This is a genomic window from Coprobacillus cateniformis (assembly GCF_009767585.1).
GTDB lineage: Bacteria > Bacillota_I > Bacilli_A > Erysipelotrichales > Coprobacillaceae > Coprobacillus > Coprobacillus cateniformis.
In genome coordinates this window covers 823,496-835,989 of sequence record NZ_WSNW01000001.1, presented here as the reverse complement: position 1 = coordinate 835,989, position 12,494 = coordinate 823,496, and the positions used below count along the sequence as shown (strand labels likewise).

Below are 12,494 nucleotides of genomic sequence, written 5' to 3'. Positions count from 1 at the left end.
AGAGGGATACTATGGTGCAAGTGACTTTTTAATAACAATTGAAAGAGATAGTTCTCTTTATGAGATTGGCTATAAAATTAAGAAAGTCACTGTGAATAATGTTCCTTTTGAAACATTGCTGAAAATTCGCAAAGCGGACAGTGAGACAGATAAGACAGTCCTAAAAAAAGGAAATGTTTATAAATTAAAGAATCTTGATAAAGATGAATACGTTTCATATGTGGATTGGTCTCAATTTCCTAATATTCATGTTGATAAATGGGAAACACATGAAGACGGTACAATTACATTAAATACAATGTTACAGGCTGGACATTATCAACTCGAGGAAATCGATTGTAGTGAGGGTTATCTCTTGAATAAAGAACCATTAAAATTTGAATTAACAAAGGATATGGACTATGATATTGCCGAAGATGGAGTCACACCAATTGTAACGATTACTTTTGAAAACAAGCCTGTAAAAGGTAAAATTAAGCTTTCTAAAGAGGGTGAAGTTTTAACAGGCTATGATGAAAAAGAGAAGAATTTTATTTATGAAAAAATAGGTTTAGCAAATGCTGTTTATGATATCTTAGCAGAAAAGGATATTCTTGATCCATGTAATGATAAGACAGTTCTTTATCATGCTGGTGAAGTTGTAGATACAATAACAACCAATGAAGATGGTCAAGCTGAAAGCAAGTTATTGCCTTTAGGTGATTATGAAGTGAAAGAAAAAGAGTCTCCTAGTGGCTTTGTTTTAAATAATGAAGTGAAAAAAGTCTCTTTAACATATGAAGATAAAGAAACTGAAATTGTTTATGAAGATGTTGAATTTTATAATGAAAGACAGAAAGTAGAAATTGAAACATCTAAACAGGACAGTGATACGCAGGATTATGTAGAGGGTGCTGAATTAACTTTAAAAGCCAATCGAGATATTTATAACTATAAAGGTGATGTGATTGTAAAAGCTGGAACTTTATTAGAAACAGTTGTATCAAACAGCAAAGGCAAAGTTAAATTTGTTACTGATTTGCCTAATGATTTAACACCAAAAGATGGAGTGATGCCTATTGATGATGATTTGAATAATGACATTGATCATGAATTTAGTCAAACGGTTGTTGATGGTGTGAGATTGATTGGTGATCCTAATTCTTTATTTATGGTCTATGAAAGCAAGGAACCAGTAGGCTATATACCTTACAAATTAAATTACTATATTGATACAAGCTATACGAATCAAAATTCAAGCATATTGAAATTTGAAACACCATTTTTTAATGATATTACAGTGACAGAAATATTAAAAACGAATGGTAGTGAATTAATAAAAGGTGCTCATATGCAGATTCTTGATGAAAAGGGTAAGATATATGATGAATGGATAAGTGATGGTACAAGTCATATGAGTAAAGGATTGTCTTTAGATAAAGAATTAATTTTGCATGAGGTTGAACCTCCTCATGGATATACTTTAGCTGATGATATAAAATTCATTGTTAGGGATTATCAAAAAATTGAAATGATTGATAAGCCTATTGTTAGGTTTAGGAAATTAGATAGTGACAGCAAGATATTTGTTAAGGGTGTTCATATGCAGATTATAGAAAAAGAAACAGATAAAACTGTGTATGATTTTATAACAGATGATAAAGCGATGAATTTTGTATTTGATTATGGTAAGACATATATTGCTAGAGAGGTTGAAACAGTAGAGGGATATTATAAGAATGATAAAGATATTGAATTTATTGCAACTCCAAATTTAACAGTTGATTTTTATAATTCACCAATATTGACAAGATTACAGGTGAATAAAATTGATAAGGATACAAAGGAACTGATTGTCAATAATCCTTTTACATTTGCTGTATTTGCTGATAAGAATTGTACACACTTATTAGACATTTTGGAAACAGACAGTAACAAAGGTATTGCTTTAACTAAAATTGTCTTACGTTATGGAAAAGTATACTTAAAAGAAATAAAAGAACCTGATGGGTATATCATTAATCGTGATGTTATTGAAATCAATATTGATGATGATTTAGAGGGTGTAGGAGATATTCATAAAATTGATATTGAAAATGAAAAGATTCCTAAACCAGTTATAACAGTAACAAGCGATTCCACAGCAATTGGTATTTTTGTCATTTTATTTGGTGCATCATTTTGTATTTTTTTAGAATTAAGAAAGTGTAAAAAGAGTAAGTAGTCTATCTATTTACTTTTTAAATTATTATGAAAAAGATATGTGAAAAAGAAAATGTAATGATATGTAAATATGATCTTGTACCATTTGTAGAAAAAATAAATGATAATGCTATAATTCTAGGCGAAACAAACACATTTATGATAGAAAGAAATTGTATTCTCATGAATAATGATGAAATTCTTAAAGACGGTTTGTTGCGAATAGAATATAAAGAAAAAGCAAAGGGGGTGACAATTGGATATTTAGAGGTTGGTTATAATGAATATGTCGTTTTAAAAAGTTATGACCGTCTTTTATTGTTTACAGTTTATATAAGCATTTTTTTATTGGTCACATTAGATTTTATATTTCTAGTGAGGTATTATTTATGAAAATTAAAATACGTTATTTAAAATTAAGTGGTGCTTATAATAAAAATGGAAAAGAAGTTCCTAATAAAGAATTAGAGAAACTTCTTTTATATTCAAACAAAAGCATCATGCAACAATTGCTGAAATTTATACAAAATGATTTAACAACAAAACAAATTGAAAAATTTATAAGTATGAAAAGTTTTGAAAAGACTTTTAAGGATAAAGAATATCAGTGTACGTTTAAATTTATTTTTAGTAGTTTTGGAGATTTGACTTTAGAGGTTGTTAAGTTTAGAAAGCGTGATATGTATAAAGAAATGAAACAACAGCAATTCAAAAACTTAGAAAGTGGAATTTTTGGAAACGATCATTCCATTTTTTAGTTGGGTCAATTTGTGGTAGATATACCACGAAAAAAATAAGGAGGAAAGAAGAAAAATTATGATGAAATTTATGAAAGTAAAAATGTATTATTATACACCAATTGTTATTGATGTGATTTCTCAAAAAATTGATTCTGCAACAAATAAACTTGTAGGTATTGGTGGGGCAATTTGCATTTTATCGATTGTTGTTGGGGCAATTTGCTTAATGATTAGTAAGAAAATACGAGAAGAGGGAAAAGAGAGACTTATTTTTTGTGTGATTGGTGGTGTAATTATAGGAATGTCTACAGCAATATACGGTTGGATTACAAGTATTTAGAGAGTTAAAGAAAATTTAATTCTCTTTTTTTATTGATTTAAAAATGAGAAGAAAGGAGTTTAAATGGAGAATATATCTAAAAGTGTTTATGAACTGCTAACAATACGAGATTTGTTTCAAGATGCTATAAGAGGTATTTTGTGGTCTTTGTGTAAATTTTTTTATGATATGTGTAATGGTATATTTGGTGCTATTGATGATTTTTTTGATGCAGATATATTTAAGGATTTATTAGAAAAATATGCTGATGAAATATTAGGCATATCATTGTCTTTGCTTGTTTTAACAGTGATTATATTTGCTATATTAAAAATGATTGACAGCAAACTCTGTAAAGGATATTTCCGTACATTTTTAGTCGCAACTATTTATCTTTCCTGTTTTACTGGTGTTATGAGCTTTGTGGAATTAGGACAGGAGGCAACAAAAGGTTATGCAAAAGAAACAGAAATGATACAAAACAATCCAGCACAGATTATATTAAAACAAAATATTTATGATGTAAGAAGTTCGGTTGTTTCAAATACAAAGCGTCTGATAAGTGAAACATATCCAGATATGGATTTGTCAACAATAAACATTCATGCGTCTACGAACAAGGAGCCATTGAATAAAAAAGTCACAGCTTTTGTTGCTGGAAAACCAGTCGTTGAACCACTTGCCACTCCGTGGTGGGGATTCGGGAAATTAGATGAGGGTTTATATATTTATAGTGTTAATTTTTTTCAAATTATCTTTTTTAGCATCATATTGGCATTTGGTATTTTTATGAGTTTGTTTAAGATATGCTGGTATAACATTAATATTATATTTGTGTCAATTTTAAGTCCATTGTTTGTTGCAACGGATATGACAGGAAATCGAACCAAGCAGGTTATTACTCAGGTGCTGGGTATGACAGGAGCAATCCTACTTTATATCTTTAATTTGAAATTTGTAACATCATTGTTAACAAGTGCAATGCAAATAGAGAACTGGATAACATCTATGGTATTTGTTATTGTATTATCAGGATTTTTGGTAAAAGGTCCTGAGGTTATATTTAAGTTATTAAATTTAGATCAACCACGACAGGGCATTGTGGGTAGACTTTTAATGGCTCAGGCGTTGCGTGGTGGATTAAGAGGAATTATGAAAGGTGCTGGCAAAGTTGGTGGCTGGGGTATGGATAAGATAAAAGATAATTTACCTGATGGTGGCTCTGATCCAGCTGGTTCTTCTGGATATATTGGCAGTGGAACGTATAACGGTGGTCAAGGTGATGGAAGTCAGGACGGTGGAGGTCAAGATGGTGATGGAAGTGATCCAGTTAACGATCCATCAGGCGGTTCATCAGGCGGTGGAGGTTTTGGAGTCTTTAGACAACGTGGTGGTAATGGAAATGATCCACAATCACAATTCGCTAGACAGTATGGAAATCAATCACCGTTTTCTAATTCTCCTGATCCGACAGCTCAACCGCCTTTTGTTGGTTCAGGACCAAAGGCAGCGACTACTTATGCTCACCCTGACTTACAGAATGGAGAGGGTTATTTTGCCCCTGACAATGTAACACCAGATGATGCAATTAATGATGTGCCTGGTGATGATGGAATGATGAGAAGACATATGCTAAGTGATAAAGCTGTATTAACACAGGATAAGCAAACAGTGCAAAAAGCACAGGAAAAAATGATAAATGATGAAGATCAAATAATAGAACCATCACAGCAATCACAGCAGGTAGAGACTGTAAGAGACGAAAATTCTGAAGATATATCTGAAAATTTATCAATGTTGCTAGATAAATTGAATAGAGGTGAATTATAGATGAGAAGATTAAATTTAATACCAAAGCGTTTGAAAGAAGAAATGAAGTACGCTAATATCCCCATGAAAATTTGGCTGACAATCCCAGCTGTTTTAATATTAGGAATTTATATATTTCCTTTATTTTTAACACCAATAACTTCTGTTTTATACACAGTATTTTTAGAAATATTTGTTATCTATTTGTTTATTCCTTATCACAAGAAAAAGAATTATGAAGTTGTTATTGATTATTTGAAATTTATGTTAAGGAGGAAGATATATAGATGGTAAGTATAATTGTAAAATGTTTAGCATTAGTCATAATGATTTTGTGTATTATTGGTTTGTTTTTACTAGTTAAAAAAGTAAAGTCATCACATTTATGTGATTTATTGGAAGTGAAAGGTTTTGACTTTGATACGTATTCAATTGTGAAAGAAGGTGGGTATACAAAGTATTATGAATGTCAGGGGATAGATATCAAGAATATGCCTTCAAAGGAAAGAGAGGCATACTATGGAGCTTTTCATCAGTTTATAAAAATGCAGGTTAAATTCAGCAATATATATCTTTCGGTACCGTTTCATATTGATACAGGTGTTTATGATAAATATGAAGTTGAGAATGTTAATCTACAGAAGATTAAAGAAATAAAAATCAGAAAGATGAAAGATCTAAACGTGAATAAACTTGATGATAAATGTTATTTGATTATTTATGCGACTACAAAGGAAGAAATGGAACAGTATATTTATTACGTTGAAACATATTTGTGCCATGCAATTCCTCTTCGTGAATTAAGTGAAGTAGAAACATTAAATGTTATGCAAATTTCTTACAATCCTTATTTATTAGAGAAAAGAGGAGGTTATTAAATGAAAAAACTGTTTAAAAGTAAAAATGAAAAAGCTGTAAAGAAGTACAATAAAGTATATTCAAAAAAATTTAGCTCTATTGGCGGAATTGTTGAAAAAGATGATTATATACAATATGCTAACGGTTATCTTGGAGCTTTAACAATCTGGAAATATGATACAGTTGTAGAAGATTTATGGTTGCTTGATCTAGTAAAAAAATATAAGGATAAGGATTGCAATATTATCGTTAAATTTGACTGTCAGGAATATGAGGGAAATATTACAAATGAAATCAATACCTCTTTGAATGAAAATGAAGATTCTTATGTACAGACAAACAAAAGAACAGAACAGATTGATGCAATGAGTTCGTCAGCTAATTTAGAAATGGTTTATAAAGAAATTGTAGATGGCAATGAAATTATTATTGATGGGCAAATTAGAGTGTATGTGTATGCTGACAGTGAAAAGAAATTAAGAAAAAAGATAAAAATTCTCACTGAGAAAATGGAAAACAAAGGCTATAAGGTTTCTACACAGCTAGGAAAGGCATTAGAGGATTATAAGGCAATATCTAATATTAATGTTAATTTGACACAGCCATTTCCAGCAAAAACAATCGCAAGAGGTTTTCCTTATTATTCATCAAGTTTTGAAGACAAAAATGGTTCATTTTTAGGTTTTACACCAACAGGAGGAACGGTGAGTTTAAATTCGTATACAATTGATAAGGTGAGAAAAAGTTTTGACAGCTGGTATTTTGGTGACAAAGGCAAGGGAAAAACAACGTCTCTCGTTGATGAAATAACGGAGGCACTGTTAAGAGGGCATAGAGTTTTTGTGAATGACATTGAGGGAACTTTTCTCCATTTGGCTAAGAAATATGATGGGAAAATTATTTCATTTGGGAATAGTGAATTTTCATATAATTTTTTGCAGATATTGAAAAAGAGTGATACATCATCATTTAATGAAGATTTTCGATATCATGTTTCAAAAATGAAAAGTATGTATTTTTATTTTCTAAACAATAATGCTTATGTTAAAAAAATGATTAAGGCAAGTAAACAGGTCTATGCCCAATATGGATATTTTAATGAAGAAATAGAAAGAGGAGCTTTAAAGATTCCTTTGTTGGAAGATGTAGTTAATTATATTCAGTGTGAAATTGATAGAATAAAGAATGGTAAAAAATCTATTTTTGCAAAAAGTGAATTGGAAGATTTAGAAACAATTGTGAGTGAATTAGATGAATTTATTGATCCGTTAATTTATGGAAGTATATTTAATGTTCAGACAAATTTTAATGTACAAAATGAACAGTTTGTCGTATTTGATCTTTCTTCTATAAAACGTGATCCTGATGAAATTGCATCTGCAGAAATGTTTTTAATTAATAATCTGATGTGGAATGAAATGATGAAAAACAAGACAAATGTAGATGCGAATGGAAACCATATTTTTTTGGTGCTTGTTTATGATGAGGCAAAAAATTTTGTTTCCTCATCTGTAGCTATGGATCATTTGAAGTTTATTGAAGATGTATCTCGAGAAGATAGAAAGTATTTTTGTAGACAGATTTTTGCAACACAGAGTATTAGAGACGTTATTTATAATGATGGTTCAGCAAAATCACATGTTATACAGGCGATTCTTGAACAGTCAACGTATCGTTTTTTTATGGGAATGGACGGAAATTTAGTTCCAATGATAAGACAAAGTTATCCACACATACCATATTCTTATTTACAGGATATACCACGTTTTAAAGAGGGTGATATGGTATTGGATATAAAGGGTGTAACGTCAATAAGATTTCATCATGATATTTCAAAAGAACAGCTGATGATTTATGAAAGCTAAAATATTTATAATAATTGGTGTTGTCATTGCGATACCTTTTATTGCTGTAATAGGTTTGATTGTGATTATGTCTTCTGTTATAGGTGCTGTTTCTATTGGTGGTGGCAGCGACGGTTCAAATGATTCAGGTTATTTATTCCGTGATTTGCCATTTTTAGCTGATTATTACACATGTACAAGTGATTTTGGAAGTCGTAGCAATCCGACAGGTCAGGGGATTGTTTATCATCAGGGCATAGATTTGGTGGCATTTAAAAAAGATGGAACAAAAGCGGTTGATATTGTGAGTGTTTTTGATGGTGTTGTGGTAAATGTCACAGAAGCATCAAGTGGGAGTGGTGCAGGTAATTCATTAGAGGTTTTTGATGAAGTGACAGGTTTGTATGTAAGATATATGCATATGGCATTAAAGCCTAATTTTAATATGAATGATAATGTTAAAAAAGGTGATGTCTTAGGTATTCAGGGCACGACAGGAAATTCCACAGGTATTCATCTTCATTTTGAAATGCATATACAAGATGGAGAAAATAAAATTTTGGTTAATCCGCGTGATTGGTTTGATTTCCCTAAACAAGGGGAATATAGACAGATTGATAACAACGAAAATAAAGAACAGGAGGAAAATAATGAAGAAAGCAAAAGAGATTAAGTTAGTGTTTGTAACCTTTTTTATCGGTTCCGTTTTAATACTTTCAAGCTCGGCATGGTTGCCATTGTTTACAGTTGAGAAGTCGGTAATTGATTTGATTAAAGAGGATTTAACTTTAAAAGAAGATACATTGTTATTGGAGGTTATAGAAAATTATAGTGATATTTCGGCACCAACTGAATTAGATAAGTATAAAAGCAATTTTTTGCTTTATTCTTCTGACAAAGAGAGTGATAAAACGTATGCCAAATTCTTGAATGAGGTTATTGTCAGATTTGCAAATTATCGTGATGTTGAAACTGATAAAGACAAAATTGTATTGTATAAAGATATTGTTAATGAGCTGATAGGGAAATATGATTTTGTTGAATCATTAAAAGGAGTATCAACAGGTCATTCATCTTCTACGTTTTCAAACGGAAGTTTGCAGACAGACAATCAGAATGAAAACGCCGAACATGACGATAGAGGCAATAATCAGAATGTTGAATTGCCTGATGAGCTAAAGGAGTAATGAATTATGAAATTTCATAGAGTAAGATATATTGATTTTGCAACAGTCTTTTTTTATTTCATGAAAGTACCAATGATTATTTTTAAGAAAATAAGATGTATTGTCTTGAAAGAAGATTATGACAAATTCAAAGAACTGTTGCGTATAATCAATGAAGTGAGAATAGAAGTTAACAATTATCAGGAAAAAGATTCTCAGTCAAGAACAACCTTTAAGGCTTATTATGCATATAATGACAATTATATAAAGATAAGATGTCGTTTTATTAAGAAATCAAATGAAAATCAGTATATTCAGTTTAAGGACAGTGTACAGGCTCACACAGGTCAAAAATGTAGTGGCATACGTTTTTATAAGGGATACTGTTATTTTACTATATATTTAGATTTTGAGCCTCTTAATGATTTTGAAAGTGATAATATAAGTGTTTCTTTTGGAACGAGTGTATATGGTTTAAAAAAATGGGATTGGGTTGAATATCCTCATCTTTTGTGTACTGGTGAAACAGGACAGGGGAAAAGTGTTTTTATGCGTTATTTGCTAAGTGGGCTATTTTCAGCAAATCATGAGGTGTGGTGCATTGATGGAAAGTGCATAGATTATGCTTTAGTAAAAGGTGTGTTTAAATGCTATGTTGCAAATGATACAGCCGATAAGGATAAAATAATAAACCTTGTATCTGATTTTTGCCAAAAAATGCACAAAAGATATGAAGAAATGGCAGAAAAAGGTATATCTTCATATGTAGAAGATGAAGATTATAAACCAGTTTTTTTATTGATTGATGAATATTTAACAATATGTAAACAGCTGAATAAGAAAGAAAAGGAAATTTTTGATCATGATATATCAGATATCATTTTATTAGGGCGAGCATGTGGTTATATATTAATTGTTACGATGCAAAGAGCAGATGCCAAATATATAAGCGGAGACATGAGAGATAATTTTATGTTTAGAGCTGTATTAGGCAAAGCATCAAAAGCCAACTATAAAATGATGTTCGAAAATGACGTGCAAAGTTTTGATGAAAAAGGGTGGGCTTGGTATATGCTCGGCACTGATTTAGGCATAGTAAGAATACCATATTTTAAGACTATAACAAGAAGTTGTGAAAAAATATAAGAGGAGAAAAAATGAGATATGATTATGTAATTTTGGTAATGATACTAATAGTATGTATGGCTACTCTCTGTATATTATTGAAAATATTAAAGAAAATAAGTACAAAAAAAGGTAGCATTCTATGCGAATTTAGTATATATGAATTGTTTTTGATAAATGACTGTTTGAATGATAGAGGGGCAGGATTTGCGTTGGATATTGAAGATTTGCATGATGAATTTATGTTTACTGGTTCGGACAACAAAGATTGTGAAGAGGCATATAATTGTTATGATGAAGTAAGTAAACTAAAAAACAAAGTTGATTACTATATGGATCAAATATCAAAAAGTGAATGAAAAGTTTTATAATAAATCATTTTTTAGACGTGATATTTTATGACTTGGGGGAATGAGGGGGCATAAAATATCTGTTTTTTTTATGAAATAAAAAACGTCTAAAAATGATTGTGTCCCCCAAATTCTATTTATTGTTTATGTTGCAACTGTAATTAGAAAGTGTGATATTGCATAAATATTTTTCTTTGTCTGATTGAAAAGAATGATTTATAAAAGAAAGGAAGTTGTTTTTTGAATTGTCAAGTTATAAAATTTAATGCCTTTATTCTAAATGTTATTAAGAAGTACAAAAAGAGAGCAAACAAGGCTGTTTGCTCGTTTTATTTGAAACGCAAAGCGTCTTTTGCACACCAAAGGTGTAAGCAAAAGAAAGACGCGGAGCGTTGCACAAAGATAGGGGAGCGTAGCGAGCCTATCTTTACTTCTATTTATTAATGTGCAACTTAAGACACAAAACAGAGAATAAGGGTAGCCGTGAAGAATATTGTTATAAAGCTGTAAAGAGTGGAAAACATATCGAGCTTTATATTTATAAAGATAAGAATTTTAAAAGAAAGACAAAAGAAACGAATGATTTAATGAAAATTATCAATGATTGGGATATTACAGAAAATGAAAAGAAAGATAAAAAAGAAGAGGAGATGAAAGATGTGGTTGAAGAATTTGTATGTGTTCAAAAACTCGATAACAATTTACGTCGAACGCAGAAACGACTAAGACGTGTAATAAACAGCAACTTAGGACAGTATGAAGAACAAGATAAATTTTTGACTCTTACATGTCCAAAACTAAAAAGTCGAGAGAAAGCGTGTAGAATGTTTAAAACATTTATTAAAAACTTAAGATATAATTATGGCGACAAAATTCAATACATCGCTGTTATGGAAATACAGAACGGAGATAGGTTAGAAGACCCAAGCAAAGCAACAAAGGATATTCACTTTCACGTATTGTTATTCAACTGTCCTTACATTCCTCAAAAAGTTTTACAAGATAAAGTTTGGAAGCATGGCATTGTAGATATAAGAAAGATTCAAGACTATACAGACATATCTGGTTATCTTGTGAATTACTTAAGCAAAGATGATACGTTGTGTGTGAAAGGTAAGAAATCATATTTCCCAAGTAAGAAATTAAAGAAACCAACAGAAGAAATTTCTATGAATGAAGATTTGATTTTTAAATTTTTAAGCGATACAAGAAATGAAGTGCAATTTAGTACCGAGTATTTTGTTGAAAGAGTTGGAAACATCAGTTACATGAAACTGATCCAAAAAGATGATGATGAAAGTGAAATAAGCATTATAAGCTAATAAAAAAACAATGGCTATTAAGTTAGTCATTGTTTTCTTTTAAATCATTAATTGATAAAACATCAATTATGTTATTTTCATTATCTAGTATAGCAACTTTGTGATTTAGAGTGTTTGTATAGATGATTAAATCTTTTATATTAAAACGCGTTTCACAATCTCTTATTTTATTATTAAAACTGTTATAAGACATATTGAATTGTGTAGCTAAATCTTTTTGTGAGATTCCTTGCTTTGTTGATAATGCTTTTAATTTATTAAATATACTCAAAATAAATACCTCCTTTAACTTATTATATACTTTAAACATTTGATTATCAATCTAAAAAATAAAAAAATCAACGAAAGACGTTTAATATGTGTTGACAATTCCACGTTTAACGTGATATAATATAATTGTAAGGTAAAGGAAAAGCCAAAACAAAAAGACGGAGGTTATGAAAATGACAAAAAGAGAATTGCTATTGGAGTTAAAAAGATTGTTAGCAGAAAAGGGACTGTATAGTATTGATGGTATTAATTCAAACAGCAATAAAGCAGAGTTAAAAAATGCTATTGAATGCTTACAGTGTAGTGATGAAGAATTAGGATTGAGATTAGAAAAATTAAAACAAGTATATCCTAATATCTATAATTTAATTACTAGCAATGGAAAGGATAAAGAAAGTTTCAAATATCATTCATTCAATCGTTTATACGTTTACAATAAGGCAAATTAAAAAATAAGGTCAAGGCTCAACCCCAAATGAGCCTATCTTAAAAAAAGGAGATAAAAAATAA

15 protein-coding genes are annotated in these 12,494 nt (G+C 30.2%); 14 read left to right on the top strand and 1 reads right to left on the bottom strand.

Annotated elements, in window-relative coordinates:
* From GQF29_RS04210 to GQF29_RS04150, 13 genes are all read left to right on the top strand, one after another.
* Window positions 1-2,203: SpaA isopeptide-forming pilin-related protein (locus tag GQF29_RS04210; protein WP_236916386.1), on the top strand; the 2,203-nt coding region annotated here is incomplete at its 5' end.
* A 56-nt stretch (window positions 2,204-2,259) separates the two neighbouring features.
* Window positions 2,260-2,574, top strand: a complete 315-nt coding sequence (locus GQF29_RS04205) for a hypothetical protein (protein WP_236916385.1) — start codon at window positions 2,260-2,262, stop codon at window positions 2,572-2,574.
* Window positions 2,571-2,939 (top strand): hypothetical protein, encoded by a 369-nt coding sequence (locus GQF29_RS04200; protein ID WP_008788024.1) that lies wholly within the window; start codon window positions 2,571-2,573, stop codon window positions 2,937-2,939. The genes GQF29_RS04205 and GQF29_RS04200 overlap by 4 nt, the downstream gene beginning before the upstream one ends.
* A 58-nt stretch (window positions 2,940-2,997) precedes the next feature.
* Window positions 2,998-3,261, top strand: a complete 264-nt coding sequence (locus GQF29_RS04195) for a hypothetical protein (RefSeq protein ID WP_054690439.1) — start codon at window positions 2,998-3,000, stop codon at window positions 3,259-3,261.
* A gap of 63 nt (window positions 3,262-3,324) precedes the next feature.
* Entirely contained in the window at window positions 3,325-5,070 is a 1,746-nt protein-coding gene (locus tag GQF29_RS04190; protein ID WP_008788026.1) for a pLS20_p028 family conjugation system transmembrane protein, read from the top strand.
* Window positions 5,071-5,343 (top strand): hypothetical protein, encoded by a 273-nt coding sequence (locus GQF29_RS04185; protein ID WP_008788027.1) that lies wholly within the window; start codon window positions 5,071-5,073, stop codon window positions 5,341-5,343.
* A complete protein-coding gene (locus GQF29_RS04180; RefSeq protein ID WP_054690441.1) occupies window positions 5,337-5,927 on the top strand; it encodes a hypothetical protein in 591 nt (196 codons plus the stop codon). The genes GQF29_RS04185 and GQF29_RS04180 overlap by 7 nt, the downstream gene beginning before the upstream one ends.
* Entirely contained in the window at window positions 5,928-7,772 is a 1,845-nt protein-coding gene (locus GQF29_RS04175) for a TraC family protein (protein ID WP_008788029.1), read from the top strand.
* Entirely contained in the window at window positions 7,762-8,424 is a 663-nt protein-coding gene (locus GQF29_RS04170) for a M23 family metallopeptidase (protein ID WP_008788030.1), read from the top strand. The genes GQF29_RS04175 and GQF29_RS04170 overlap by 11 nt, the downstream gene beginning before the upstream one ends.
* Window positions 8,402-8,938: a hypothetical protein gene (locus tag GQF29_RS04165; RefSeq protein ID WP_008788031.1), complete on the top strand. Its 537-nt coding sequence runs from the start codon at window positions 8,402-8,404 to the stop codon at window positions 8,936-8,938. Before GQF29_RS04170 ends, GQF29_RS04165 begins: the two co-directional genes overlap by 23 nt.
* 6 nt (window positions 8,939-8,944) lie before the next feature.
* Complete coding sequence (locus GQF29_RS04160; RefSeq protein WP_160340739.1) at window positions 8,945-10,063, top strand: FtsK/SpoIIIE domain-containing protein; 1,119 nt, start codon at window positions 8,945-8,947, stop codon at window positions 10,061-10,063.
* Window positions 10,064-10,074: 11 nt separating this feature from the next.
* Window positions 10,075-10,401, top strand: coding sequence for a hypothetical protein (locus tag GQF29_RS04155; RefSeq protein WP_160340738.1), 327 nt, complete (start codon window positions 10,075-10,077; stop codon window positions 10,399-10,401).
* A 578-nt stretch (window positions 10,402-10,979) separates the two neighbouring features.
* Complete coding sequence (locus tag GQF29_RS04150) at window positions 10,980-11,714, top strand: rolling circle replication-associated protein (protein WP_236916384.1); 735 nt, start codon at window positions 10,980-10,982, stop codon at window positions 11,712-11,714.
* 22 nt (window positions 11,715-11,736) lie between these two features.
* On the opposite strand, the gene GQF29_RS04145 is transcribed toward GQF29_RS04150, so the two are convergent.
* Window positions 11,737-11,985, bottom strand: coding sequence for a helix-turn-helix domain-containing protein (locus tag GQF29_RS04145; RefSeq protein ID WP_017144322.1), 249 nt, complete (start codon window positions 11,983-11,985; stop codon window positions 11,737-11,739).
* A gap of 172 nt (window positions 11,986-12,157) precedes the next feature.
* Here GQF29_RS04145 and GQF29_RS04140 point away from each other — a divergent pair, with 172 nt between their 5' ends.
* Window positions 12,158-12,433: a hypothetical protein gene (locus GQF29_RS04140; RefSeq protein ID WP_008788035.1), complete on the top strand. Its 276-nt coding sequence runs from the start codon at window positions 12,158-12,160 to the stop codon at window positions 12,431-12,433.
* The last annotated feature ends 61 nt before the right edge of the window (window positions 12,434-12,494 follow it).